The organism is Legionella saoudiensis (assembly GCF_001465875.1).
Taxonomy (GTDB): domain Bacteria; phylum Pseudomonadota; class Gammaproteobacteria; order Legionellales; family Legionellaceae; genus Legionella; species Legionella saoudiensis.
On sequence record NZ_LN901320.1, the window covers coordinates 178,877 to 205,812 of the forward strand.

Below are 26,936 nucleotides of genomic sequence, written 5' to 3' on the forward strand. Positions count from 1 at the left end.
CAAGGATGGGGCGTGTTGAGCAAATTCATTTTGTTGGAATTGGTGGTGTTGGTATGTGCGGTATTGCTGAAGTATTACATAACCAAGGATATCGTATCACCGGATCTGACGCGGGTGAGAGCAGCACAGTGCAGCGTTTAAAGTCTTTAGGCATTCCTGTTTACCTGGGGCATGCTGCAGAGCACATTCAAGGTGCTGATGTTGTTGTACGCTCTTCAGCTGTAGGCATGAGTAATCCGGAAGTTGCAGCGGCACGTGAGCAGATGATTCCGGTTATCCCACGTGCGGCTATGCTTGCTGAGTTAATGCGTTTTCGTCATGGCATCGCGGTTGCCGGAACGCACGGTAAGACGACCACAACCAGTCTGGTAAGTAGCTTACTGGCGGAGGGAGGCTTAGACCCCAGTTTTGTTATTGGTGGAAAATTAAATAGTGCTGGAGTGAATGCCAAGCTAGGACAATCACCTTATTTCGTGGTTGAGGCTGATGAAAGCGATGCTTCATTTTTATTCCTCAAGCCGATGATGGCTATTGTCACCAATATAGATGCCGATCATATGAGCACCTATGATGATAATTTTGATAAATTAAGAACCACCTTCTTAGAGTTTTTACATCACTTACCTTTCTATGGCCTTGCCGTTGTTTGTGTGGATGATCCCGAAGTACGGGGCATCGTCTCCCAAATTGAGCGGCCTACTTTAACTTATGGGTTTAGTGAGGATGCTCATTATCGTGCTGTTGATTGGACTCAGAATGAATTGATTAGTGAGTTTACTGTAATTCGTCCGGCTCCCCATTCTGTGCTCAATATTCGCTTCCAATATCCAGGGCGCCATAATGTATTGAATGCTCTAGCCGCTATTGCGATTGCTACGGAGTTAGGTGTAGACGATGCAGCTATTAAGAGTGCTCTTGCCAAGTTCCAAGGCGTTGGTCGTCGTTTTCAAATGTTAGGTGAGAAACATTTTGAGCGTGGTTCAGCACTGGTTGTTGATGACTATGGGCATCATCCCCAAGAAATTTTATCAACCATCGATGCGTTTCGCCGTGTATGGCCAAATAAGCGTCTGGTACACGTGTTCCAACCCCATCGTTATTCCAGAACACAATCCTTACATGATCAATTTGTCGATGTGCTGAAATTGTCGGACAAATTATTTTTATTTGATATTTATTCTGCTGGCGAAGCCGCTATACCCGGAATTAGCAGTGAAAGCTTAGCGCAAAAAATCGAAAGTTATGATAAAGATGTTACTCTAGTAAATGAGCGCTCGCTTAAAGCCGTGTTGGATGAGTTTATCCAGGATGGTGATGTTATTTTAATGCAAGGTGCTGGAAATATTGGTCAAATTGCGGTTAACCTGATGAAAGAAGAACGGTGAGAATCAATAATGAGTACCGCTGAAAAAGATGGCGAGCTGGCTGCGGAATGTCAAGGCACTTTGCTTTATAATGAATCTTTGGCAGAATACACTACCTGGGGTGTTAGCGGACTCGCCGCTAAAATGTATAAGCCGGCAAATGCTGCCGGTTTAGCCTTGTTTTTGCGTAACCTACCGCAAAAGAGAGCCGTTGTTGTGGCCAGGATTCTTAGTACCATGGGAGGCAATGGTTTCTCAGAAACATGCCAACTTTATTATTAATCATTAAGATTCAGCTTCTGCGGCTGATATTGAAGCATTGATTCATTGGGTGCAAACTAAGTTCGTGAGTAAACAACAATTGAGTTAATGTGCGAAGTTCATATTATTGGAGACGCTTAATGTCCAAGCCAATCAACCTGGCATTGCTATATGGTGGAAAATCCGGAGAGCACGAAGTTTCATTAGTTTCGGCTGCATCTGTATTAGCTCATTTGGATGCAGAAAAGTATCATATTATCCCGATTGCCATGGATAAAGAGGGTCTTTTTCATGTGCATCAGTATGAAGAGTTATTAGCTTATAAAGACAAGCTTCCCGTAGTAACAAAAAATTCTAAACCTTTAGCGAGCTTATTGATTGATGGACGTTTTGCCGTTGATGCCGAGGTCGTGTTTCCTGTAGTTCATGGCCCACTCTATGAGGATGGTTGTTTACAGGGCATTTTGGAATTAGCTGGTATAGCCTACGTTGGATGTGACGTCTTATCCTCCGCTATCGGTATGGATAAAGACATGGCACGCCGTGTGGCGTGTATTGATGGTTTGCTCTCCGCACGCTACAAGCTCTTATCTTGGCATGCACCTAGCTCCGAACGGCAACGTTTTTGCCAAGAGGTTGCCGCTGAATTTGGTTGGCCATTATTTGTGAAGCCTTGTTCTATGGGATCAAGTGTGGGAATCCACAAAGCTAAAAATATGAGCGAGCTGTTGGCTGCGGTTGATGATGCACTACGTTACGATGAAGAAATCTTAGTTGAATCTTTTATCGAAGGACGTGAGATTGAGCTGTCTGTACTCGAAAGCTTAGATCCATCTGCCGCTCCGCGAGTAAGTGTGGCGGGCGAGATTTGTGTTCATCATCCTGATGGCTTTTATTCTTATTCGGCCAAATATCTTGAGAGTAATCAAACGGACTTAATTATTCCTGCACCCTTAAGCCCCTCCTTAGCTGAGCGGTTAAAGCAAGCTGCAGCAGATGCATTTACTCGTTTAAAATGCAAAGGTATGGCGCGGGTAGATTTCTTCGTGAATGATAAAACAGAAACTATATATTTTAATGAAATTAATACATTGCCTGGTTTTACCTCCATAAGCATGTACCCTAAATTATGGCAGGCGAGTGGTTTAACTTACCCTGATTTGCTTGATGAATTGATACGTATTGCACAGGCACATCAGAATTGTCGTACACATTTAGTAACTAATTATTTGTGAGCGCAATGAGTACGAATAGGAGCAATGAATCTGGGAGCTTACGCTATATTTGCCTGCTTTGGGGGTTAATCCTCTGCGCAGTGATATTGGCAGGGCGCCTGGCTTATTGGTACCTATCTGATGCAGAGTATTTTCCTATTAGCACAATTAAAGTGGCTGCAAGTTATGAGCACGTGACTCATAAAGAGTTAGAAGATATTTTGGCAAAATATGTAGGAGATAGTTTCTTTGCGTTGCCTGCCCGGGCATTGCAGAGTGAATTGAATGAAATGAATTGGGTGGATACGGCAACGGTGGAGCGCGTTTGGCCAGACACATTAAAAATCAGGCTAATCGAAAAGAAACCAGTAGCTATCTGGGGTAATTCCCTAATGACAGCGGATGGCCGGTTATTTAATGAAGGCTCTGAGATTGGTGATTTAAGTCTACCGAAGTTAAAAGGACCCTCATCTCAGCAACTAGACGTCTTACAAGTTTATGAAAAATTGAGTAAGATATTATCAATGTACGGATTGAATGCTACTGGACTGCATTTAAGAGATAACCAATCCTGGGTATTATTAATAGGAAATAACGTAAAAATATACTTAGGAAAGAACGAGTTAGAAGCACGATTGCTGCGATTTTGTAAGGCATACCCAGCTGTATTTGCTCAAAAAATTGAGCAGCTGGCCAGTGTAGACTTACGCTATCCGCGTGGTATGGCAGTGCAGTGGAAACAACAAACGGAACGATAATGGCTAAGAAAATAGAAAAAAATATTATCACTGGCTTGGATATAGGCACCTCAAAAATCAATGCGCTGATAGGTGAAGTATCCTCCGATGGAACAATCGAAGTAATTGGGATTGGTCGTCATCCTTCTCGTGGTTTAAAACGTGGCGTAGTCGTTGATATAGAGGCTACAGTAAATTCTATACAGCGCGCAGTGCAAGAGGCTGAATTAATGGCCAACTGCGAAGTCAGAACGGTTTATGCTGGGATTGCTGGCAGTCACATACGCAGCTTAAATTCACATGGCATTGTCGCTATTCGTGAAAAAGAAGTATCGCAAGCCGATGTTGAGCGTGTAATTGATGCGGCAAAAGCAGTGGCGATTCCTGCAGATCAAAAGATTCTACATATCCTACCCCAAGAATTTATTATTGATTATCAAGGCAGCATTCGTGAGCCTGTGGGGATGGCTGGCGTGCGTTTAGAGTCGCGAGTACATTTAGTCACAGGTTCGGTGAGTGCGGCACAAAATATTGTGAAATGTGTTCGCCGTTGCGGTCTGGAAGTAAGTGATATCATTCTCGAGCAGTTGGCTTCAAGTCATGCAGTGCTTACTGATGATGAAAAAGACTTAGGTGTTTGCTTGATTGACATTGGTGCTGGAACTACTGACATTGCTGTATTTTCTGAGGGAGCGATTCAGCATACGGCCGTAATTCCGATTGCTGGTGATCAAGTTACCAATGACATTGCCATGGCTTTACGTACACCAACTAAGGCGGCAGAAGCGATTAAGCTAACTCATGCCTGTGCATTGCCTGAATTAGCAAATGCCAGCCAGATGTTGGAAGTTGCCAGTGTTAATGATAGACCGGGAAGAAAAATTTCTGCAAAAGCTTTAGCTGATGTGGTTTCAGCACGTTATGAAGAGTTATTTACTTTAGTACGTAATGAGTTACGTCGCAGCGGTTTTGAAGATCGTATGGCCGCAGGAATTGTTATTACTGGTGGGGCGGCTAATGTACATGGCGCAATTGAACTGGCAGAGCTTTGTTTTGAAATGCCCGTGCGTAAAGGTTATGCACAACACGTATCAGGCATGGCGGAAGTCACTGAAAATCCTGCCTTTGCTACAGGCGTAGGTTTGCTGTTGCATGGATACCAACAACAATATGATGCACGTTACAATGTTCCGGCAATGAGTGAAAACTCTAAGGGCTTGTGGTTGCGTATGAAAGAATGGTTTCAAGGAAATTTTTAAGATACATGTAACTGGAAACGCTTCACCGATTAGTGAGCGGAAGAGGAAATTTTTACTGGTTACGATTACAGAATAAACGTATGGGGAGCACGGTTATGTTTGAATTAATGGAAGGCCAACTGCAAGGTAGTAATGCAGTCATTAAGGTAGTTGGCGTCGGCGGCGGCGGTGGTAATGCTGTAGAGCACATGGTTGCTGAAAATATTGATGGCGTTGAGTTTATCTGTGCAAATACAGATGCTCAAGCGTTAAGAGCGTCTAATGCAAAAATTCACATTCAGTTAGGTGATGAATTAACTAAAGGCTTAGGGGCTGGTGCGAACCCACAAATTGGCCGTGAAGCAGCTGAAGAGGACCGCGAACTAATTCGTGAAATACTTGCAGGCGCTGATATGGTATTTATTACTGCTGGAATGGGCGGAGGTACAGGAACTGGTGCTGCTCCGGTATTTGCAGAAATTGCCAAAGAATTAGGTATTTTAACTGTTGCGATTGTAACCAAACCTTTTTCATTTGAAGGCAAGCAACGCGCCATGGCTGCAGAAGAGGGAATTCGTCGTCTAGCAGAACATGTTGATTCATTAATTACCATACCTAATAATAAGTTGCTCAGCGTTTTAGGTAAAAATATTAGTTTATTAAATGCATTTAAAGCAGCTAATAATGTATTACTTGGTGCTGTAAAAGGGATTTCCGACCTTATTACACGCCCAGGTTTAATTAACGTCGACTTCGCGGATGTGCGTACAGTAATGTCCGAAATGGGTATGGCGATGATGGGAACTGGTAGCGCTGTGGGTGAGCAACGTGCTCGCCAAGCTGCGGAAGCTGCAATTGCATCTCCATTGCTAGAAGACGTGAATTTCTCAGGGGCTCGTGGAATCTTGGTTAATATTACTGCAGGCCTTGACATGTCAATCGGTGAGTTTGAAGAGGTTGGCGATGTAGTTAAAGAATTTATTTCTGATGATGCTACTGTGGTTGTAGGAACTGTAATTGATCCCGATATGACTGATGAAATGCGAGTTACAGTAATTGTTACAGGTTTGGGTGATGCAAGACAACGTCATCAACAAGCCCAACCACAACAAGCATATCGTGCACGTTTAATTGAATCAATGAGAAGTGATGGTTCTTTTGATTATCAAGAGTTAGATCGCCCAGCAGTAGTGCGAAAGCAAGGTAGCTCCACTGCAGCATCTACAATGAAAGCAAATGGTGATCATGTTCCTGATGTTGATTATCTCGATATCCCTGCTTTTTTACGTCGTCAAGAAGAAGCGTAGTAAGCATTACTGTTGTCAATAAGTTAGACGTACCCGGGCAAATGACCCGGGTTTTGTTTTGCTTTATACACGCTATAAAAAAATAGACGAGCTTATAATTTATTGGTAAAATCTCGAAGTTTTTTGCGCGCAAAATAATATTATTATGAGGAATAGGAACAAGGTGAGCACTGAATGATAAAACAAAGAACTCCTAAAAAAGTAATCCAGGCTACTGGCGTGGGATTGCATTCGGGTGAGAAAGTGCTTTTAACCCTGAGACCTGCTCCTGTTAATACCGGCATTGTTTTTCGACGCGTTGATCTATCGCCTGTGGTGGAAATCCCTGCATCTTACGAGCATGTAGGGGATACGATGTTATGTACTACTCTGCATCATGGCCAAGTTAAGATAGCTACTGTAGAGCATTTACTTTCTGCTTTAGCAGGTTTAGGCATCGATAATGCATATATTGATGTTAATGCGCCTGAGCTTCCTATTATGGATGGTAGTGCTGCGCCTTTTGTATTCTTGATTCAATCTGCAGGAATCCGCGAGCAAAATGCGCCCAAGAAATACATTCGCATTACAAAGCCTATTCGAGTAGAAGATAATGGGAAGTATGTACAATTTTATCCCTATAATGGCTATAAGATTTCGTTTACTATTGATTTTGATCATCCTGCATTCAATGACAAGCCACAAAAAGTGAGCTTTGATTTTTCCACTACCTCTTATGTGAGGGAAGTATGTCGTGCACGTACTTTTGGTTTTCTTTCCGATTATGAAAAATTACGTGAGTGTGATTTAGCGAAAGGCGGAAGCTTGGACAATGCAATCGTGGTAGATGATTACCGAGTCCTTAACGAGGATGGGCTGCGTTTTGAATCTGAATTTGTGACCCATAAAGTTTTAGATGCTATTGGCGATCTTTATTTATTAGGTTCAAGTCTGATTGGTGCATTCGAAGGACATAAATCAGGTCATGAACTGAATAACAGATTACTACGCGAGTTAATGGTCAGACAAGATGCTTGGGAGTATACTACTTTTGATGCAGACGATTACTTGCCCGTAATGCATAATGAGTTTTGCCCTGTAGAAGCTTAAATTCCTTTCTATTAAATTAGCATAGCCTGGTTGTTTGCAACCAGGACTTTTGTAATTTGTCTATTTAAAGTCACTTTAAGAGAACCTGGCTCTAAGCAACTAAGCTGCTTGATATTAAATAATAATCAGTTACCGCAGCCAGGTTTAAGATTTCATAATCAAATCAATTTGTTTAAATGATAGCCCTCATCGAGTTAATCGAATCAAAGGTAAGAATTTTGCTTGATACTAAGGTATAGAGAGAGTAAGTTTATTATTTTAAAGGAACTAATAAACTTATGTCATTATGATTCTTTTAGGCAGGATCGGAAAAACGTACTAAACTAAGATTCGGTGTAACCAGGAGACATGAGAGTTGCGAATTCTACCGGGTTTGCACCATGACAAAATTTACCTAGTTTGTAAATGCTTAATGTAGGCAAAGGAGCCGTAGAATGAAAATTAAAGTATTAACTCTAGCCCTGTTATGTACTTCATCAGCCTTTTCCGCAAATATAGATAACGCAAAAATGCCAACGGATGATGCACTACACCTGGATTGGATAGATACTAGTATCTCACCGGCTCAGGATTTTTATTCTTACGCAAATAAAAATTGGCAAAAAAATAATCCTATTCCTCCTGAATACCCAAGTTGGGGCAGTTTTAATGTGGTGCATGATAAAGTGCAGGATATTGTGCATCAAATGCTGATTAACGCAGCAGCAAATACTAAAGCGAAGCCAGGCAGCATAGAGCAAAAAGTAGGAGATTTTTATTTCAGCGGTATGGATGAAGCAAATATTAACAAATTAGGTATAACACCTTTGCAGCCAGAATTTGATCGCATCCAAAATATAAAAAATTTAATGGATCTACAAAATGAAATTGCTCATTTACATCAAATTGGTGTCGATGCATTTTTTGGTTTTGGGAGTATGCAAGATTATAAAAACAGTAGTGAAATGATTGCAGCCGCTGTGCAAGGAGGCCTAGGACTTCCCGACCGCGATTATTATTTAAAGGATACCCCAAAATTTAAATTGATCCGAGATGCTTATGTAACCCATATTGCCAAAATGTTTGAATTGTTAGGTGACAATCCTGAGAAAGCTGCTGCTGAGTCACGTCGAGTGATGGAGTTAGAAACACAATTTGCTAAAGCCTCGATGTCGCAAGTAGAGCAGCGCGATCCGCATGCTGTTTACCATATTATGGATAAAGCTCAATTAGAGAAAATGACGCCTAATTTTTCTTGGCCCGCCTATTTTACAGCCATGGGGCAAGATAATTTGAAAAGCATCAATATGGCAATGCCCAATTTTTTTGCAGCCCTCAATGAGCAACTTAAAACAGTTCCGCTTCAGGATTGGCAAACCTATTTACGCTGGCACTTAATCGATAATTACGCGCCTTATTTATCTAAACCTTTTGTTGATGAAAATTTTAAGATGGCAACCGCCTTAACGGGCACAGAAAAAATACTGCCTCGTTGGAAACGAGTAGTGAGCACTGAAAATGCAGCCTTAGGTTTTGCTATTGGTAAAATGTATGTCGAGCGTAATTTTTCACCTGAAGCCAAAAAACAAGCTCTAGAGTTACTGAAAAATATCCGCTATGTCTTGAATGAAGATATTAAGAATCTTGCATGGATGACTCCGGCTACTCGCGAAGCCGCATTAAAAAAATTAGAGTTAATGGAGGAGCGCGTAGGTTATCCTTCAAAATGGTGGGATTATTCATCACTGAAAATAGATCGTGGCCCTTATGTGTTGAACGTGCTTCGCGCCAATCAATTTTTAGTGCAACGTGATCTTAACAAAATTGGTAAACCCATCGATCGAAGTGAATGGGGGATGACGCCACAAACAATTAATGCTTATTACGATCCCTCCATGAATAATCTAAATATTCCTGCAGGAATTTTGCAACCACCATTTTTTGATCCCAAGGCACCTGCCGCAGTGAATTATGGAGCCATTGGTTTTGTTATGGGGCATGAGATGACTCATGGCTTTGATGATCAAGGAGCCCAATTTGATGGCCATGGCAATTTAAAAAATTGGTGGACTCCTAATGACTTAACTCGATTTAAGGCGGCAACCCAATGCATTATTGATCAATATTCACAATATGTAGTGAATGGCGATTTGCATGTACAAGGAAAATTAGTGGTAGGTGAGGCTGCGGCTGATTTAGGTGGGATTACATTAGCATATAGAGCATTTCACCATTCAGATGCTTATAAAAAGGCAAAAACAATAAATGGAATGACCCCTGATCAACAATTCTTTTTGGGTACGGCTCATGTTTGGGCAATGAACATACGTCCCCAACAATTGCAAAATCAGGTAACAACGGATCCTCATCCACCGGCGAAATACCGAGTTAATGGAAGCTTAGCGAATATACCGCAATTCCAAGAGGCATTTAATATTCCGGATAATAGTCCCATGGTTAATGCAACTCGTTGTGTTATTTGGTAGTACATTAGTTGCTAGCAACTAATGTACTTACCTAGGGCTCATAACCTATCAGGAAGCACGTCATCTTGAGAAATTTTACGCTGAATATCTTCGAAATGGGTAAAAGCTTAAGTAAGTTTCTTGGTTGCTCGTAATTGGGTTAGATTAAGGAAGGGATGCAAATGAAAAAAATCATGTTAATCACTTTAAGTTGTGTTTTTACCTGCTTCTCACAATTTGCTAGCGCAGAAACAAGTGAACTCAAGATATTAGAAGCCAAAATGGATCAGGCAACAATCTATCTCAATAAAGAAAATACGCCAATGGCTTGGGAGTTAACCGTAGAAATCGCTAACATCATTAAAAAACATCCTGAATATGATGATGGTGAATTTGCAGAGGGAATGATTGATATTGTTTCTAGGTTATTAACTAAGCCATGGAGCTATGCTAGTCCTTATATGACCGGTGATGTAAGCTCAGCCTTATTTCGCCAATTTATTTTGAATCATATTAATGAACTTTCTGATCCTAAGGATTTGCAGGCGATTAAAACTAATGTTTCCCAGAATTGTAATCAAGTTAAATATCCTATTTGCAAACAATTACTCATAAAAGTTCAGGAAAGTATGTCTCAATAAACTATAGGTAAGCACCGATTTATTGCTTCGCTAATAGGGCTACATTTATTGCCAGGACAACTATACTAAAAGGAGCAGTTACTCTATAAAGGTAGGCATTTATGAACTTAAATCAGTTATTAATGGCTATTTTAATGTTAATTTTATTTTTCTTGATAAATGAATATGTTCCTTTAGCCCCAATTATTAATTTACTTTTTAATTGCTTGATGATTGCAATTATTGTTCTTTATGTCATGCAATTTATGGGGGTAATTAAATCTATTTTGCCTGCACCTAAATTATTTAAATAAGCCTTACCCTATAAATTTGTTTCATGTATGATGGATCTGGAAGACAGAAGTGCTAGTATATTTAAAAAATATCTTTTTGGGCAAAATCGAATAACTTGTTCTATATATTAGGATAAGTGTGTTTTTTAGGAACAAAAACAGAGGGAGGTATTATGGTAAGGAACCCAATACAAATATTTAGTGGCATCTTGTTTACTTTATTTTCTTTGCACGCTTTTGCTGAGGAAAGCATCCGTATTACAGTAAAAACTAAAGAAAATACTGCTGCAGGTATTGGCTATTCTGTGGATGGACAGCGTTCAGGCGCGATTGGTAAATCATACACAGGTAAAGGTTCCAAAAATAGGACCTATGTTTTTGGGTATAGAAAAAACTCCATTGTTGGCGCAAATATTACTTGTGGCTCTCGTGTTTTAACTAAAGATACTACTGTTACCCTAGTGACTAAAGGGGAGCAGTGCCTAAGCGTTATCGAAGAATAATTTTTTATTTCCCCATATTTTAAGTGCGAAATATGGGGAAATAAAAAAACACCCATTTCCTACCTTATCAAAATTAGAGATAATTAGCGTAAGAATTCTTAAAGATAATAATTATGAATAAAAATCAGACTGCTATCCGTATAGCAAATGTACAGGATGCAGAAGCAATCTCGAAGGTACATATTTGTTCTTGGCAAAAGATGTATAAAGAGTTCATTCCGGAAGAGGTCTTAAAAAACTTATCTTTAATTGAGCGCACTCAACAATGGTCCAAGTTAATAGAACAGAATGTGCGAGTACTTATTTGTGAGTATGAGCGGCAACTTATTGGTTTTGCAAGTATTTGCGCCTTTCGTGGAAACAGTACCCAGAGTGCATTTGGAGAAATTAGTGCCATTTATTTGCATCCTGATTATTGGCGGATGGGCTTAGGAACTCAATTATGTTTGGCCGCAATGTCAGAATTAGTTGCGATGGGCTATAAAAAGGTTGGGTTATGGGTATTAGAAGAGAATAGCCAGGCAAGGAATTTTTACGAAGCATTAGGCTTTACACTTTCAGAAGCAACGAAATTTGAAGAATTTTATGAGGGGGGCGCATTATTAAAAGAAGTACTTTATATAAAAACCCTTTAATTTATCTCCTGATTAGGAATGAAGTGAACAGCTAGAGCCTGCGTCCGGCTCCTGGGCTGCTTCGTCACTATGGTTCTCGCAATTGACGGAATATTAAATCGAAAGATAATCACTGACTACTCAATTAAATTTATTCCCGTCATTGCGAACAAAGTGAAGCAACCCAGGGTTCTGTGCTCCTGACCCTCTGGGTTGCTCGTTCCTCCATTAGAGTAACTACGAAACATTAAATTTACCCCTGTCATTGCAAACAAAGTGAAGCAATTCAAGGTTTATGCTGCTTCCAATCGGATTACTTTATTACTATGTTCCACAAAAAGTTTGCATCACCCGTTCCATAGGTCGCGGTAATGATTGTAAATCCTCTGTATTAGCTTGTTGCTGATAAGGACTCTTTAATACCTCCAATAGTCTATCCATTAAGCTACGATCATTATTTTGTATAAAATGATTTATGGCATTTTCTACTAAATGATTTCTCGGTATGTAGGTGGGATTAACCTGATTCATCCGGTTTTTTATAGTCTCAATGTCCAGGGCTTGTTGGCTTACATAATTAGACCAATCATTGACCCATTGTTCTCCTTGAGCCTGTCCTCCTAAGGCCTGGATTAAACTTTTTTGTGGCTCTGGGGAATCAATTGCCAGGCTTAATAAGCGAAAGGTATTAGTAAAATCAGGTTTATACTGTTGCAATAAAGCAAAAAATAATTCAATGAGCTTCACCGTGTGTTCATTAAGCTCGATTAACCCAAGCTTAGCTCGTACTTTCGCACTCCAATAATAATGAAAACGGTCAGGAAATGAATTAAGAACTTCATCTAAGGCCTCTTGTTCTTGCTCATTGAATAAAGATTGGAGCACCAAACGAAGAATAGTTAAATTCCAGTGGGCAATAGTGGGTTGCTGACCAAAGGCGTAGCGTCCCATAGTATCAATTGAACTATAAACTTGTTTAAAATCAAATTCATCCATAAACGCACAGGGGCCATAATCGAGCGTTTCTCCAGAAATCGCCATATTATCTGTATTCATCACCCCATGGATGCAACCAACGCCCATCCATTCGGCCATGAGGCTGGCTTGGCGCTCCATGATGGTTTTAAATAACTCCAGGTAAGGAACATCTTGGAGCAGTAATTCTGGAAAATGCCGTTTTAGCGCATAGTCAGCCAAACATTTTAAAAGAGGAGTATTCTTTTGAGTCGCCGCATATTCAAATGAGCCCACCCGTAAACTACTGGCCGCAATACGCGTGAGCACTCCAGCTGGAACTAATCCTGTTTGACGATAAATTTGTTCATCAGAGGCAATTGCTGCCAGGCAACGAGTAGTAGGGATGTTTAAACCATGCATTGCCTCGCTAAGGATGTATTCTCTTAATACTGCTGATAGTGGTGCCCGACCATCACCATTGCGAGAAAATCGAGTTCTTCCAGAGCCCTTTAATTGCATATCCCAGTGTGTTCCATCTTTTGCGATAATTTCTCCCAGCATGATGGCACGCCCATCCCCCAGAATGGGAACGAAATGGCCGAATTGGTGGCCTGAGTAGGCTAAGGCAACACTTTGTAACTTTGGGAGCGTCCAGTTACCTGCATAAATTGCTATGGCCTCTTCTTCACTATAAGTCGCTGAGGGATATTCACCAAGGAAAGTAGCTAACTCATGATTGAAGTGCACCAATGAGGGGTTTCTAATAGGGGTTGGGGCAATTTTTTCATAAAAATTATCAGGGAGTTGCAGGTAGGATGTAGCAGTTATGTTGGGGATCAAAACAATCAACCTATAAAACGTTTTAATACCTAATTATAGTTCTGGAGTCATTTGAGCTAAAGGGCTTAGCTATAATTTACTATACTTAATTGGATCAGTTCATGCAGTTGCATGATTACAAGGAGCTAAAAATGGACAAACAAGTGGTTCTTATAACCGGAGCTCTTGCCGGTATTGGCAGGGCAACGGCTTTTGCTTTTGCTCGCGAGGGAGCAAATCTTATTATTTCTGGACGCCGGCAAGAAGAAGGGGAATCTCTGGCAAACGAGTTAAGGGCTTTGGGTGCTGAGGTTGAGTTTGTACGGGCTGATGTTCGCAATGAAGGAGACGTTAAGACTTTAGTGGAGCAGACCATAAATCGTTTTGAGCGCCTGGATGTTGCAGTGAATAATGCCGGAATAGAGGGGGAGCATGCCCAAGTAGTTGAAAGCACTATTGAAAGTTATCATGCAGTGTTTGATACGAATGTAGTAGGAGTGCTTCTTTGCCTTAAGTATGAGCTGCAAGTGATGATTCCTCAAGGCTCAGGTTCTATTATTAATATTTCATCCGTTGCTGGTAGAAAAGGTTTCCCAGGGGCTGCGATTTACTGCGCTAGTAAACATGCTGTTGAAGGCTTAACTAAAGTTGCAGCACTTGAGGCAGCCAGTGCTAATGTACGCGTGAATGCAGTTTCTCCTGGCCCAATTGATACGGCAATGTTTGATCGTTTTACCGCCACAGATGAAGTAAAAGAAGTATTTATTAACCAGGTTCCCTTAAAACGTCTAGGGCGTCCTGATGAAATCGCTAAGACCATTGTCTTTTTAGCTTCCGATAAAGCACCTTATATTACAGGTCAATTCATTGGGGTTGATGGTGGGTTAATGGCATAGAGATACGTTATGTTGGGGGTATAATTTAGGTTGGACATGGAGGCATGTCCAAGTCCTATGTTCAGTATTGACTTGTTTTCGATGGTCATCATCATAGGCGGATCTATGAGGCAAGTTAACTTCAAAAAAACCACTCGATGCCTCAAGCTACAGGACTACCCCAAACATAATATGATTCAATTGAGTGATTCAAAAAGAATAAGCCATTTTTGTCTTCAAAAAAATGGCTAAATAGGGTAAAAGGTGCTCCTGAAAATAAGAAGTAAGGAACATTAATAATAATGAAAAAAACAACATGGTCACAGTTAATCTTAACTACAGTCTCAATTGCAACGTCAAGCACTTACGCGGCAACCACCTCATTAACCGATCATTTCTCTGTGAATGCATCGATTGGGTATTTAGCCGGAAAATCACAAGAGTTTGTTTATGACGAGGGAGGCGCTGAAAAACTAAGCCAATTAAATTGGAAAATTAATGGCGCTGCCGTGATTAAGGGCGAAACAAATTACACCTTGTTACCCTGGCTTGGCTTTAATGCTCAAGGATGGATAACTTTAGCCAATGGTGATGCCGTAATGGATGATTATGATTGGGTAAATCCATTTCAAAGACATTGGAGCGATTGGTCACACAGTAAAGACACTGATTTGCGTCAGGCAAATGAGTTTGATTTGAACCTTAGAGCCCGCTTCTTCCGGCTCTCATCAGTACAATTAGCGGCTATGGTTGGATACCAGCGGACCTTATTCAGCTTTTTAGCAAAAGGTGGATGCTATGTTTATAACGATGGCGCCGATGTAGGTTGTTTTCCCGAAGGAGAAAAGGGAATTGGCTATAAACAAACTTTTAGCACGCCATATATCGGAATATTAGGTAATTATCGCCTTAATGCTTATGAGCTTAATGCTCTGTTTAAATACAGTAGCTGGGTTACTGCAAAAGATGTGGACCAACATTATATGCGTGACCTCACCTTCCATGAGCGTGGAGATAATTTTGAATTTTATAATGTTACGGTTAATGCCGGTTATTATGTAAGGCCACAGATCAAACTCTTTGCTGAAGGTGCTTTTAGTTACATACCGAATAAGGTAGCAGACATGAATATAAGAAATAATGCGACGCAAGACGAAATTTATATTCCCGCAAGCGCTGGGCTAAATAATAAAAATATGGTGCTCTCGTTAGGCATTCAATATAAGGGTATGGCGGGATAATTGCCGTAAAAGGAGAAAAAACAAGGAATACGATTGAAAGATTTCTATACATTAGGTAAACTGTTAAACCAATTTGATAACTTGGATAATCTAATGACTAAAGAAGAAATGATCTGCCGTATTGTTCGCTATGTAACCCAAAAACCAAGTGCACAAAAGACTTGCTGCGGTTAAATGAGCATGGAACTTGGGCACGTACTGAGCTACCGTAATCCAGCGGTAGTCAGTTATTTTTGTCATCACCATCCAGAGATTAGTAAGCAAGAGGCTGAGCTTTTGTTTGCGGATCTTTTGGCATGGTTATGGCTTAATCAACAACGAGCAAAACAAGGTAAAAAAACCTATCTTTTTGGGCCTTTGCTAATACTGGACCAGCTATGGCATGCCTTCATTTTGCATACCAAAGACTATGTGCATTTTTCCCAACATTATTTTGGAGCTTATGTACATCATGATGTTGAGCCAGTTGGTTTTGAACACTTTATGCAGGAAGACGAATTGCGAGAATATTTGCAAGACTGTTTTGGCTATCTTGGTGAAGAATGGGTAGCTCGACGCTTTGCAGATACGTTTTAAGCATTATCTGCCAAATTCAGTAACGCCTTTTGTAGTGGTTCATAACTGCAGTGCTGACTTTCACTGATAATCACTTCTTTGGCTTTTGCAGATAACTGTTGTTTTTGCGGCTCCGCGGGTTTTTCATAGTGCACTACCGGAGCAACTACCGAAATTTTAATTGAGAGTAATTGATAGAGGCCAGCTTTACGTAAATTATCACGTAGTTCAGGAACTAAATAACGTAATTGAGATGCCCAGGCGGCATTGGCTGTAGTAATTAATAAACAGCCTTTATTAAAACTTCCTACCAGACATTCTTTGGCTAATTCATCCGGAAGGAACTGACGTAACTTATTGGAGAGCTCTTCCAATTGTAATGAACGCTGGCAAAGGTCAGCGAGTTGTTTATTAAGGCAGCGATTAATAGAGCGCATAGTGTTATCTTTATTTAAACTGAATCAACTATAGAATAGCAAATTAATACGAAATACAATATTATATTTTTATATAGATGGTCGTTAAAAGTGCAATTTTGGGCGTCAACTTAAGCGAACATGGTAACGTAATGCGTAGACTGCGATTGCTATGCCCAGCAAACACAGTTGGGCTAGCCCTGTGCTGGGCCTTGCGGCACCAGCCTACAATATAGGTGAATAATGATTGATAAAACAACAGACAGTAATATTGTCTATTTTACCCGCATGCATTGGATTATATTTTTTTGGCCTAGCCTGGCTTTAGGCGGCGCTATCGCCCTGGTATTCTATGTGCCCCATCTACGCGAGGTGGGTTATGGTCTGGCATTTTTTGCTTTGGCATGGATGTTTATGACCTGGGTCACGTATTATTTTTCTTCTTTAACAATAAAGACAAACCAGGTAATTGTACGTACTGGAATTGTAGTGAGACGAACAATTGATATTCCCTTAAACAAAATCGAAGCAATCGATATACGCCAATCAATCATGGGCAGTATTTTACGTTATGGGATGGTATCTATTACAGGTACTGGAGGTACGCGTCGTGTTATTAATTATTTGAATAACCCATTAACATGCAGACGTTATATTGAACAATTGATGGACCAGATGCATAACAATGGTTAATGCATTAAAAAGCCGTCGTCATTACGTACTGCCGTAAGGACGACGGCCCTAATTATTATTCTAGATACGAGCTAATAATTCTTCTTTTGTTTGTTGATCAACAAATGCTGCTTCAATCGCCATACGCGTAATTGCATTCATTGTCTCATCACTATAATTATAAGATTCCTGAACACGCTGATACTCCATGCCCAGTGTTGTGCTCATAAATGGGGGATCGTCTGAGCTAATAGAGACTTTGATACCTGCTTCATAAAACTTAGGGAATGGATGACTATTCATGTCTTTAAACAAGCCCAAAAAGATATTGCTGGTTGGACAAACTTCCAAGGTAATTCCTCTATCCTTAACCATGGCCATGGTTTCAGGAGAGTAAATTGAATTAACACCATGTCCAATACGGGTAATAGGCAGATTTTCCATTGCCTCAACCATACCGCTTGCAGGGGCAAATTCACCGGCATGTACGGTGCATCCTAAACCTGCATCTGCAGCAATTTGATAGGTCTTGGCAAATTGTTTTGGTGGAAAGTTTGCTTCATCACCACCTAAACCAAAACCGGTAACACATGGGAAAATATCTTTATGTGCTTGACGTGCCACACGCTCGGCAGCCTCAACACCAAAATGACGTACGGCGGTGAGAATAATTCGTCCTACAATGTCAAACCGCGCTTTGGCATCATCAATTGCTTGTTGAATTGCGACTAGATGTTCTGCCGAAGGAATGCCGCTAGAAAGTTCTGCATGATCAGGAGAATAAAACATTTCTACATAAATGGCATTTTCTTCTGCTCGAGACTTTAAATAGTCGAAGGTAATATCGTAGTAATCACGCGGATCTTTGATTACAGCTGCCAGCGTGTCATAAACTTTAAGAAAATCTAGAAAGTCTTTAGACAAATAGCTTTTGCCATCGGGGGCAACAAGTCCAGAAGGTAAGGTTAATTTATTTCGATTGGCTAATGCAGCAGCCAAATCCGGAGTAATGGTGCCCTCTAAATGGACATGTAGTTCTGCTTTTTTTAAGCTCATGATTTGCCTCAGTGTTTTCTTTAAACGTTGCCAATGGTAACTTAGATGAAAAAGTTATAAAATAGCTGTTTTAAGAATGTGCGAATTTTGGATTGATTATGAATAGCAATGATATAGATAAAGCTTATGTAAGCCCTTATGATAAATTTTTATTTGAATTTGATGCAACTCATAGTAAGTCAGAATCACAAATCAGAGAAATTACTAAGCATAAACGTTTAAGCAACATGCGTGATAACAAAGATTATCAAGAACAAAAAGGGGAGATTTGGGAAGGATTCTAAGGTGGTGATAATTCACCTGCCGTCTACGTGCCGGGGCTTGTCCGCGGCATCCAGTACGATCTGGTCCATTGACAAGGCTCAGCAGACACTGCCTCATCAAACCACAAAAAAGGCACCCCCATAGCTTTATTTTGTTAAATCTTATAGCAAATGCATGAGCACGCCTTAGCGCTGCTCAACGCTCTTCATTGAGCATAAATCTAGCCATTGCAGACTCGTTTTATATTTGATTCATAGCCGTTTATTATGAGTTTGCTCTTAAGCGAATTTCCCATATTTCAGCATGTCGCTTCGCGAATCCTATCGTGCGGTGTTTAATCCACATTATGATTGACATTACAGTAGCTTTAGCATGAGCCCAATAGAGCTATTTTTCCCAATAAGCACAAAACGTCGCATTTTTTTTTAATTAATTATGCCCTTTCGTCTAAGTCAGCAGAGTAGTTAAGCTTAATTTAATTTTCTTATGTTAGATTAATTTAACACGTAGGTAAAAATTGAACCAGGACGTTATCCAAATTACTTTTGACGATTGGGATTCCATTATGCAAGAAAAACGTATTCGAGAAGTTATGGGTAATGTGGAAAAATATTTAGTGCATTCTGGTATAGAACATCATTTTAAAGAACACGGTATTTTTAGCCATATTGATCTGGAAGCAGAAATCAAAAAAGTTGTAATGCAGGAGGCAGAACAATTAAATAGTTCTGAACCTCCTATGCACCAAGAAATTAACGTATCTATGTGTTTAGATGCTTTGTGCGCTGAGGACTATGAGACTATCGTTGAAGAGGCTTTTCTTGATCTTTTTAAATTAATAAATTTTATTGGTGTCTCTCAGGGAAGGATTATTAATAATGTAAGAAAATACCAGCAGCTAATTGGTACTCCTAAAGAGGATCTCTTAGGCTCTGAAGGGCAGTGTGGGGGAATTGCGTTAGCGTTCATTGCTGGAGAGATCAGTAAAGGAATTTCGCACTCACCATCGCAGTTGCAGGGCTTTGAACTATTCCTGGGGCGTATTGCGCATTGGGATGGTACATCTGCTATTAATGAATCCTTACAACATGATATGGAGTTTTTTATAAAAAAAGTGGGTGAACTTCAGAAAGAGCAATTCAATCCTTTTCCGCTTTTTAATGAGATGTTAGGTAGCAATAGCGTTCTTAGTAATTTGTCGTTGTCCTGGATTCATAACCAGTACACCCTGGATTTTATTTTTAAAGAAGTATATAAAACCCAGCCCCAACTAATTTATACGTCTGCTGATTATCACGCGTCAATGATTCAGCCTACTGCAGAAAATGAAATTATTTATTTTAATCCTAACCAGCAATTTGGCTCAATGAGATTAAAAGTTGATGATAAATTTTATGATTTGTTTTGTGGAGGGCTTAGAACTGGACATAGTAATACCTATGTGGAGAGGATGCCGCTTTCTTTGGAATGCTTTAGTTCTCATCCACAGGAAATGGACTTAGAAACTATTCTCGATACGCTTATTAATATTTCCATAGAACATGATCCTGCCACAAGACTGCGGTCTAATAGTCTAAAAGAGGCAGCTAAAGTTATCGTCAACAGGCAAGCGTCTAATGGCAGGACTGCCTTAATGGAAGCAGCAATTCGTGGAAATTTAATCGAAGTAAGATTACTCCTAAACAAATATGGAGCAGATCCTCGATTAATCGATATAAAACATAACGACGCATTACGCTATGCCATTACTTGTGGGCGCGAAGATATTGCTTTGGAAATTTTAAACCACAAAGATATGACCCGCGTGAATAAAGCCGCCGATGGTATGACTTACTTGCATTTAGCGCTTTTACATAAGCAGCTTGGGGTAGTGAATAAATTATTATCAACAGAAGATATTCAATTAAATACCAAATCGCAAGACGCAAGATTTTCCGGTTTCACCCCTCTTCATTTTGCAATTTTAAAAGGGCTTGATGATGTTTGTGAGCGTTTAATTAATAATGAGGATGTCTTATTAAACACCCCTGAAAAAAGAGTTGGGGTGACGCCATTGCATTTGGCAATTGATCAACATAATCCCAAAGTAGTTGCCTTATTACTTAAACAAAAACGAGTTCAAATCGATAAATGCTCCATTGAGGTTGATGAAGCACATCCGCAGGGGTTTAACGCGTTTGTTTATTTAGCTAAAGAATTTAGTTATCTTGATTCAGAGGCAGAAGACTATCCCGAGACATGTGTGGCTCTTGCTGATATTTATGAGCAGCTCATTAAGGCTAATGCCTCACAGGATGGTTTAACTTCAGAAGATAGACTCTTTTTATATCAACATTTAATAGAGTGTGATGAATCTCATATTAGTAGCTTACTGCATGATATGCGTCGGGGCTTAATTAAATTAGAAGACAATGAGCAATGCATTAATTTGGTCGAATATTTAATTAGCCATGATGATGTGACGCTAGAGTCCTCAGATGCTAATTTAATGGAGTTTTATTTAACTTATTCTGCAGATATTGATTCAGAAGCTGTAGTACGCCACCTTGATTCTGCACCTCAGCTAATCTCCCAATTATCGGAAGCAAGTCGCCAAAAGCTCAATTTAACTGCAGCGACAAAACAGGCTGAGCCTAATGAATCTGCATTTGAACAGTCTAAAGCGCGTCCCCTTGCTGAGGAAAGCCCTAGGTGTTCAGAGTTAGTAAAGCAAAGCTTTTTCAAAGAAGGACCTAAAAAAACAAGCGTATATTCGAATGTGTCTTTTCTTATGCTTCTCGGATTAGCTGGCGTTAGTACCATCATTTCGCAATATCCCGCTATTCTCAATGCTTTTTGGGGGCAATCTAATTTAGGAGGCGATAATCACCATGGATACCATAACATTACTGGGCCTTAACTAAGGCATTGTGAAATTTGCTCCAATTTACTACAATATGGGAATATTTTAAATTTTACAGGGAATAATATGACCTTTTTTAATGCCGAAGGATGGACGCTTGCCAGTATAGAATCAGCATGTAATGGAGAAATTCCCACAGATAATTTAGTTGATTCGTGGTTGCGACCAAGAGTCTTAGTTAATGTAATTAAAGATACTGATGATTTGAAATTATTTTTATCTTTTTTTTCAGAAGATCAACGCCATGAAGCAATGGATGTGATTTCTTCATGCGAACCGCTACTGGCAAATATTTTAGTTGATATCGATTCATTCGGTTTAGTTTTAAAGCATATAAAAAAAGAATTTCACGAGCGAATTCTTAATTATGTTTTCAATAATCAACAAGTATATGAAAAGATAATTGATAAAAATAACGAAGAGGAAACTGTAAATTTAGCCAATTCCTTAGTTAACCGTTATGGTTCAGAAGGAACTTTTAGTATGAATTACTATTGGCAACCTAGTATACCCACTATAACCTAAATGGTTATGTAATTTGAAGCGAAGTCTAATGCTTCTTACTCCATTCCCCAGAATTGAAACTCTGTAGGTGAGCTAAGCTAACCTACAGAGTTTGGGCAATTATCCTAAAAACCAATGCAAGATCTTATACGATAAGATAGTTAAAAGAGATGCTGCCGGTAGGGTAAGTACCCATGACATGAAAATATTACGAATCACAATCAGATTTAATGCACCAATACCTCGCGCTAAACCCACACCCAACACTGCACCCACTAAAGTTTGCGTTGCTGAAACCGGAATCCCAATACTGGTTGACACTACAACGGTTGTTGCTGCTGCTAAGGTTGCGGCAAAGGCCCGGCTGGGGGTGAGGGCGGTAATTGAGCTGCCTACAGTTTCAATTACTTTTCTACCGTACATCAATAGTCCCGTTACTACACCCACACATCCCAATAAAATAATCCAAGCCGGATAATTATTCGCATCAAAAGTTTGATGAGAATGCATCACTAAGCTATGAATAATCGTTAATGGGCCCACAGCCAATGCCACGTCATTGGAACCATGGGCAAAAACCATGGCGCACGCAGTTAGAGCCATGAGTACCGCAAAGTACTTCTCCACTTGAATAAAACGTTCTCTACGTCTAATTCTTGGATGTTCAGGGATGCGGCGGATAAAGATCATTCCAATTAAAGTAATAATAATACTGGTCGCCAGTGTTACCGCTAAGTTCTGCTTAAAATTAAAATGAATACCAAAATGGTGTAAGCCTTTAAAAACGGTGATAAACGATAAAATAGAACCAATTAAAAAGAGGTAAATGGGAATATAGATTTTCGCTTTAGCCAGCGGGTTACTTTTGACAAAAATAGTCTGTTGAATGCTAATAAATAACATATATCCCGTGATTCCAGAAATCAGTGGTGAAGTAATCCAGCTAACTGCAATACGACTTACCTGATTCCAATGAATCGCATCTGTGCCAAGAACTACGGCTCCAAAACCTACCATTGAACCGACGAGCGCATTAGTAATGGATACCGGAACGCCAATGTAACTGGCAAGGTTCATCCAGAAGGTACAGGCTAATAAAACCCCAAGCATTCCTTCAATTAAAATTAAAGGTTGCCCCGATAATTGGCTGGTGTTAATGATCCCATCACGCATGGTTTCAGTAACTCCAGTTCCACCAATAAAGGCTCCAGCAAATTCAAAAATGATCGCAATAAGCATAGCCTGCTTCGCGGTTATTGCTTTTGAACCCATGGTGGTACTCATGACGTTGGCCAAATCATTAGCTCCCACGCCCCAAGTCATTAAAAAACAAAGAATAATAGCAATACAAAGATAAACGATTGAATAATCCATAGGAATTTACTACCGAGCAATTAGAATTTGTAGCCGACTGCCCACTGTTTGAGCATTATCAGCCAAGTCATCGATCCACTGGACCAGTTTATAGAGGAAGATTGTATCGATTGCCGATAAATCTTTTTCGATTTCAAAAATACGGTGTCTGACTTTTGCAAGCCGTTCATCGCTGTCATGTTCTATTTCGTAGAGGGTCATAATCATTTCTTCAACGATTTTAACCTCAGAACCTCTAAACCCCGTTTCCAGCAACTCATCCAGTTCATTAATGGCATTACATGCTTGTTTGGAGGCGTCCAAACAGCGATGTAAAAATGGCATGAATAGCGATGTCAGCGCTTCAGGAATTATCATTTTTCTGCTGATGATAAAATTAGCAATATCCTCTGCTTTGTTGGCTATGCTGTCTTGAGCACTAAGTAGCTCAAGTAAATCAGTACGTGAGACGGGTAAAAATAGGCCAGTTGGTAAATGAAGACGTAGATCGCGTTTAATGAGATCTGCTTCTTTTTCCAGAGAAACTATTTTGTCTTTAATACTGGTTGCGGTGGGCCAATCTTTTTTTAATACAGCTTCAAAAAATGGGTATAGCTGTTTTGCACATTGATGTACTTTACGCATGTGTTGTTCTATCGGCCTTATTGGAGAAGGACCAAACATGTTAAAAATGCTACCCATAGTGATCTCGTAAAAAGATTTTGTTGAAGTATACCCAAACTTTTATAGGAACAAAACTATTGATTCCGGATATTGATGCTACAATTGAAAATATTAGGTGATTTTTATGCATATTTTGGGATGTGCATAGCCGTTCAAAAAATAAATTGCGCTTACAGGGAGTTTGACACATGAAACGGGTATGGCTAATCGGCGTGTTTTTTTTCGTAAATAATGTATTCGCCCAAGGGCTAATTACAAAGGTTATTCAGTTGCAGTACATCCCTGCCGAAAAAGTAATTAAATTAATGGAGCCCTTGATGCCCGAAGGAGAGGCACTTAGCGGGACTGGGCAAACATTAGTTGCCAAAGTCGATGCAAAAACCCTGACGCAACTCCGAACAATATTGCATCAGATCGATGTACCGCCGGTTACCTTTAATGTTTCAGTTTACCAGGGCGATCCACAGTGGCTTAGCTCGCAAAATGATAACTCAGTAACATACAGTACCCAAACGCAGTCGCAAATGTTGCAAAGCCAATCAGTACGGGTAATGAATGGTGAATCTGCTTTGGTGAGCTTAAATCAAGAAGTGCCAATCGTTACTTCTGTGGGTGCAGGTTTTTACGGCACCGGTATTACTTATGAGCAACATCAAATTAAAAATGGTATTTTAGTTCAACCTGTTTTGCGTGGCTCCCAAGTTGAATTATCGGTACGTCGTTTACGCGAACAAATGAATCCTGCTGGTGGTCAGCAATTTGATAATCAAAAAATTGATACGAAACTAATGATCCCACTGAATAAATGGGTTTCTTTAGGAAGTCCTGAAGGAGCACAACAAACTGATAATTCGTCCACCTCTTACTCTGCAGGCAATACCTTTGCTCAGCAATCAACGTTATATATTAAAGTTACCATTATGGGAAATAAGCCCGCAGCAGCCAATAAAAAAATAAATGCAGTAGATACTTGGTGATTAGTAAATAGGCATGTTGTTTATGGTGTATAATTAAAATAGACGGCTGCTCTTTATGAGGAGGCAGTATGACAACAATAAACTCTTTGGCAAACCATTTGTTGATCGCGATGCCTTCACTACACGATCCAAATTTTGAAAAAACGGTGATATACCTTTGTGAACATCGCGAGGAAGGGTCTGTAGGTTTGATTATTAACCGTCCGATGCAATTTTCCTTATCATTAGTTTTTGAGCAGTTAGATATTGAGCCTATACGCATTGAGCAAAGTAATTTGCCGTTAATGTTTGGAGGGCCAGTCCAGCCCGAGCGCGGTTTTGTTGTGCATAAGGATTTAGGTGAGTGGCGCTCAAGTTTGTTTTTACAAGAAGACGTGACGGTAACTACATCCAATGATATTATTCGCGCGATCGCTGATGATAAGGGACCCAAAGATGTTTTGGTTACCTTAGGTTATAGTGGTTGGGTAGAGAATCAATTGGAAAAAGAAATTTTGAATAATTTATGGTTAGTTTGTCCTTACCGCTCAGAAATTCTTTATGATGTTCCTTTTGAAGATCGTTGGGAATATGCCGGATTAACTTTGGGCATTAAAATGAATCAACTGAGTGTAAATTCTGGTCATGCCTGATGGTGTATATTTAGCTTTTGATTTTGGTTACAAACGTATTGGGATGGCTGTAGGCCAGCGGTTGACGTGCAGTGCATCACCTTTAACTACGTTGCGTGCGCAGATGGGAGTACCTGATTGGAGTGCTGTAGAAAAAATAATTTCCCAGTGGAACCCCCAGGCTTTAATTGTGGGGATTCCAACCTGCATTGATGGTAGCGCACTCTACACTACTTCTGCCGCGCGGCGTTTCGCGAAACAATTACGCAAACGCTTTGCACTGACGGTGCATTTAGTCGATGAGCGGCTTTCAACGGTCGAGGCACGCGGACAATTATTCGAGCAAGGCGGGTATCGTAAAATCAAGCAAACCGAGGTGGATAGCATTGCTGCCTGTGTTATACTTGAGCAGTGGCTGCAATATCCCGAATGAGGTTTTATGAAGCATTTTCTAGAAATTAGTCAATTATCCCGTCAACAAATCGAATCTTTAATACAACGCGCTTTTTCTTTTAAACAGCAGCAGGATTATCCTTCGTATCAGCACCATACGGTAGCTAATTTATTTTATGAAAATAGTACGCGAACTCGAGTTAGTTTTGAATTAGCTGCGAATCATTTATCAATGCCAGTGGTTAATTTGGATCTACAAAGTTCTTCAGAAACTAAAGGTGAGGTAATTGAAGATACCATTAGAACGTTAGCGGCGATGGGGATTAAACATTTCGTGATTCGCCATCAGCAAGATGGTTTGCAACAAAATTTGGCCCAGAGTTTAGGCAATGAAGTTCATATCATTAATGCAGGGGACGGCACTCATGCTCACCCCAGTCAGGCATTACTGGATATAATGACAATCCTGGAGCAAAAATCAAAATTAGAGCAGTTAAAAATTGCGATTTTAGGAAATATCCGTCACTCGCGTGTTGCCAATTCCTTTCAATGTATGGCTAAAGCTTTAGGAGTCGGGGAGCTAGTTTTAATCGCCCCAGAACTTTGGCAACCACCAACGCTTCATTATGGACGTGTTACGACAAATCTTCGTGAAGGCTTGGCGGATGCGGATGTGGTGATTTGTCTGCGAGTGCAGCGTGAGCGTTTATTGGCGAATGATCAGATGGATTTGGAACAGTACCGCCATGACTTTGCGTTAACACAGAAAACTCTGTCTTTTGCTAAACCCGACGTGATGGTGATGCATCCAGGGCCCATGAATCGAGGTATTGAAATTGACAGCGATGTAGCTGATGGCATCCATTCATTTATTCTCCAACAGGTTCAGAATGGGGTGTTTGCACGGATGGCAATTTTTGATGCCTTGGCGAGTAAATAATTATTTAAATCAATTCGCGGCAACCAGGCTGCA

Annotated in this window: 29 protein-coding genes and 1 pseudogene; 25 read left to right on the top strand and 5 right to left on the bottom strand. The window is 40.1% G+C overall.

What is annotated here, in order from left to right; genetic code table 11:
• Positions 1 to 5 precede the first annotated feature (5 nt).
• The 13 genes and pseudogenes from murC to BN3124_RS01830 all read left to right on the top strand — a co-directional run bounded on the left by murC (position 6) and on the right by BN3124_RS01830 (position 11,705).
• Positions 6 to 1,385 carry a UDP-N-acetylmuramate--L-alanine ligase gene (murC, locus tag BN3124_RS01775; RefSeq protein ID WP_407927373.1) on the top strand — a complete coding sequence of 460 codons (1,380 nt, stop codon included), beginning with the start codon at positions 6 to 8 and terminating at the stop codon, positions 1,383 to 1,385.
• A gap of 9 nt (positions 1,386 to 1,394) precedes the next feature.
• Complete coding sequence (locus tag BN3124_RS01780) at positions 1,395 to 1,646, top strand: hypothetical protein (RefSeq protein ID WP_058533143.1); 252 nt, start codon at positions 1,395 to 1,397, stop codon at positions 1,644 to 1,646.
• A pseudogene (locus tag BN3124_RS17520) lies at positions 1,609 to 1,766 on the top strand (UDP-N-acetylmuramate dehydrogenase); the annotation flags it as partial. The gene BN3124_RS01780 and the pseudogene BN3124_RS17520, both read left to right, overlap by 38 nt.
• Complete coding sequence (locus BN3124_RS01785; protein WP_058533144.1) at positions 1,766 to 2,860, top strand: D-alanine--D-alanine ligase family protein; 1,095 nt, start codon at positions 1,766 to 1,768, stop codon at positions 2,858 to 2,860. The pseudogene BN3124_RS17520 and the gene BN3124_RS01785, both read left to right, overlap by 1 nt.
• Positions 2,861 to 2,865: 5 nt before the next feature.
• Positions 2,866 to 3,597 carry a cell division protein FtsQ/DivIB gene (locus BN3124_RS01790; RefSeq protein ID WP_058533145.1) on the top strand — a complete coding sequence of 244 codons (732 nt, stop codon included), beginning with the start codon at positions 2,866 to 2,868 and terminating at the stop codon, positions 3,595 to 3,597.
• A complete protein-coding gene (gene ftsA / locus BN3124_RS01795; protein ID WP_058533146.1) occupies positions 3,597 to 4,835 on the top strand; it encodes a cell division protein FtsA in 1,239 nt (412 codons plus the stop codon). Before BN3124_RS01790 ends, ftsA begins: the two co-directional genes overlap by 1 nt.
• A gap of 95 nt (positions 4,836 to 4,930) precedes the next feature.
• Positions 4,931 to 6,121, top strand: a complete 1,191-nt coding sequence (gene ftsZ / locus BN3124_RS01800; protein WP_058533147.1) for a cell division protein FtsZ — start codon at positions 4,931 to 4,933, stop codon at positions 6,119 to 6,121.
• 174 nt (positions 6,122 to 6,295) lie between these two features.
• Positions 6,296 to 7,210 (top strand): UDP-3-O-acyl-N-acetylglucosamine deacetylase, encoded by a 915-nt coding sequence (gene lpxC / locus BN3124_RS01805; protein WP_058533148.1) that lies wholly within the window; start codon positions 6,296 to 6,298, stop codon positions 7,208 to 7,210.
• Between the two features lie 434 nt (positions 7,211 to 7,644).
• Positions 7,645 to 9,675, top strand: coding sequence for a M13 family metallopeptidase (locus BN3124_RS01810; protein ID WP_058533149.1), 2,031 nt, complete (start codon positions 7,645 to 7,647; stop codon positions 9,673 to 9,675).
• A 161-nt stretch (positions 9,676 to 9,836) separates the two neighbouring features.
• Positions 9,837 to 10,295: a hypothetical protein gene (locus tag BN3124_RS01815; RefSeq protein WP_058533150.1), complete on the top strand. Its 459-nt coding sequence runs from the start codon at positions 9,837 to 9,839 to the stop codon at positions 10,293 to 10,295.
• A 101-nt stretch (positions 10,296 to 10,396) separates the two neighbouring features.
• Positions 10,397 to 10,588, top strand: a complete 192-nt coding sequence (locus BN3124_RS01820; RefSeq protein WP_058533151.1) for a hypothetical protein — start codon at positions 10,397 to 10,399, stop codon at positions 10,586 to 10,588.
• Positions 10,589 to 10,740: 152 nt separating this feature from the next.
• Complete coding sequence (locus BN3124_RS01825) at positions 10,741 to 11,070, top strand: hypothetical protein (RefSeq protein WP_058533152.1); 330 nt, start codon at positions 10,741 to 10,743, stop codon at positions 11,068 to 11,070.
• A gap of 113 nt (positions 11,071 to 11,183) precedes the next feature.
• Complete coding sequence (locus BN3124_RS01830; protein WP_058533153.1) at positions 11,184 to 11,705, top strand: GNAT family N-acetyltransferase; 522 nt, start codon at positions 11,184 to 11,186, stop codon at positions 11,703 to 11,705.
• A 303-nt stretch (positions 11,706 to 12,008) separates the two neighbouring features.
• Here BN3124_RS01830 and BN3124_RS01835 read toward each other — a convergent pair whose 3' ends face one another.
• Positions 12,009 to 13,481, bottom strand: a complete 1,473-nt coding sequence (locus BN3124_RS01835) for a protein adenylyltransferase SelO (RefSeq protein WP_230849040.1) — start codon at positions 13,479 to 13,481, stop codon at positions 12,009 to 12,011.
• Positions 13,482 to 13,612: 131 nt separating this feature from the next.
• On the opposite strand from BN3124_RS01835, the gene BN3124_RS01840 reads away from it, so the two are divergent.
• From BN3124_RS01840 to BN3124_RS01850, 4 genes are all read left to right on the top strand, one after another.
• Positions 13,613 to 14,356, top strand: a complete 744-nt coding sequence (locus BN3124_RS01840) for an SDR family NAD(P)-dependent oxidoreductase (RefSeq protein WP_058533155.1) — start codon at positions 13,613 to 13,615, stop codon at positions 14,354 to 14,356.
• 281 nt (positions 14,357 to 14,637) lie between these two features.
• The gene (locus BN3124_RS01845) at positions 14,638 to 15,576 is read left to right on the top strand and encodes an omptin family outer membrane protease (RefSeq protein ID WP_058533156.1); all 939 of its coding nucleotides are present in this window, start codon (positions 14,638 to 14,640) and stop codon (positions 15,574 to 15,576) included.
• Between the two features lie 33 nt (positions 15,577 to 15,609).
• Entirely contained in the window at positions 15,610 to 15,750 is a 141-nt protein-coding gene (locus BN3124_RS17055) for a hypothetical protein (protein ID WP_155522658.1), read from the top strand.
• Positions 15,751 to 16,152, top strand: a complete 402-nt coding sequence (locus tag BN3124_RS01850; protein WP_058533157.1) for a glycine-rich domain-containing protein — start codon at positions 15,751 to 15,753, stop codon at positions 16,150 to 16,152.
• On the opposite strand, the gene BN3124_RS01855 is transcribed toward BN3124_RS01850, so the two are convergent.
• A complete protein-coding gene (locus BN3124_RS01855; RefSeq protein WP_058533158.1) occupies positions 16,149 to 16,568 on the bottom strand; it encodes a DciA family protein in 420 nt (139 codons plus the stop codon). The two genes, BN3124_RS01850 and BN3124_RS01855, sit on opposite strands and share 4 nt — an antisense overlap.
• Before the next feature lie 222 nt (positions 16,569 to 16,790).
• Here BN3124_RS01855 and BN3124_RS01860 point away from each other — a divergent pair, with 222 nt between their 5' ends.
• Positions 16,791 to 17,240, top strand: coding sequence for a PH domain-containing protein (locus tag BN3124_RS01860; protein WP_058533159.1), 450 nt, complete (start codon positions 16,791 to 16,793; stop codon positions 17,238 to 17,240).
• 60 nt (positions 17,241 to 17,300) lie between these two features.
• Here the strand turns inward: BN3124_RS01860 and BN3124_RS01865 are convergent, their stop codons facing one another.
• Entirely contained in the window at positions 17,301 to 18,275 is a 975-nt protein-coding gene (locus BN3124_RS01865) for an adenosine deaminase (RefSeq protein ID WP_058533160.1), read from the bottom strand.
• A 98-nt stretch (positions 18,276 to 18,373) separates the two neighbouring features.
• Between BN3124_RS01865 and BN3124_RS01870 the strand changes: the two genes are divergently transcribed.
• The 3 genes from BN3124_RS01870 to BN3124_RS01880 all read left to right on the top strand — a co-directional run bounded on the left by BN3124_RS01870 (position 18,374) and on the right by BN3124_RS01880 (position 21,966).
• On the top strand, positions 18,374 to 18,559 hold the full coding sequence (locus tag BN3124_RS01870; RefSeq protein ID WP_058533161.1) for a CBU_0585 family protein: 186 nt from the start codon (positions 18,374 to 18,376) through the stop codon (positions 18,557 to 18,559).
• Between the two features lie 545 nt (positions 18,560 to 19,104).
• A complete protein-coding gene (locus BN3124_RS01875; protein ID WP_058533162.1) occupies positions 19,105 to 21,438 on the top strand; it encodes an ankyrin repeat domain-containing protein in 2,334 nt (777 codons plus the stop codon).
• 69 nt (positions 21,439 to 21,507) lie between these two features.
• On the top strand, positions 21,508 to 21,966 hold the full coding sequence (locus tag BN3124_RS01880; protein ID WP_058533163.1) for a hypothetical protein: 459 nt from the start codon (positions 21,508 to 21,510) through the stop codon (positions 21,964 to 21,966).
• Between the two features lie 99 nt (positions 21,967 to 22,065).
• Here BN3124_RS01880 and BN3124_RS01885 read toward each other — a convergent pair whose 3' ends face one another.
• Positions 22,066 to 23,319 (bottom strand): inorganic phosphate transporter, encoded by a 1,254-nt coding sequence (locus BN3124_RS01885; RefSeq protein WP_058533164.1) that lies wholly within the window; start codon positions 23,317 to 23,319, stop codon positions 22,066 to 22,068.
• A 9-nt stretch (positions 23,320 to 23,328) separates the two neighbouring features.
• On the bottom strand, positions 23,329 to 24,000 hold the full coding sequence (locus BN3124_RS01890; protein WP_058533165.1) for a TIGR00153 family protein: 672 nt from the start codon (positions 23,998 to 24,000) through the stop codon (positions 23,329 to 23,331).
• Positions 24,001 to 24,170: 170 nt separating this feature from the next.
• Here BN3124_RS01890 and BN3124_RS01895 point away from each other — a divergent pair, with 170 nt between their 5' ends.
• From BN3124_RS01895 to BN3124_RS01910, 4 genes are all read left to right on the top strand, one after another.
• Entirely contained in the window at positions 24,171 to 24,959 is a 789-nt protein-coding gene (locus BN3124_RS01895) for a type II/III secretion system protein (RefSeq protein ID WP_058533166.1), read from the top strand.
• 68 nt (positions 24,960 to 25,027) lie between these two features.
• Complete coding sequence (locus BN3124_RS01900) at positions 25,028 to 25,591, top strand: YqgE/AlgH family protein (RefSeq protein ID WP_058533167.1); 564 nt, start codon at positions 25,028 to 25,030, stop codon at positions 25,589 to 25,591.
• Positions 25,584 to 26,003 (top strand): Holliday junction resolvase RuvX, encoded by a 420-nt coding sequence (gene ruvX / locus BN3124_RS01905; RefSeq protein ID WP_058533168.1) that lies wholly within the window; start codon positions 25,584 to 25,586, stop codon positions 26,001 to 26,003. Before BN3124_RS01900 ends, ruvX begins: the two co-directional genes overlap by 8 nt.
• 6 nt (positions 26,004 to 26,009) lie before the next feature.
• A complete protein-coding gene (locus tag BN3124_RS01910; RefSeq protein WP_058533169.1) occupies positions 26,010 to 26,903 on the top strand; it encodes an aspartate carbamoyltransferase catalytic subunit in 894 nt (297 codons plus the stop codon).
• Positions 26,904 to 26,936 lie beyond the last annotated feature (33 nt).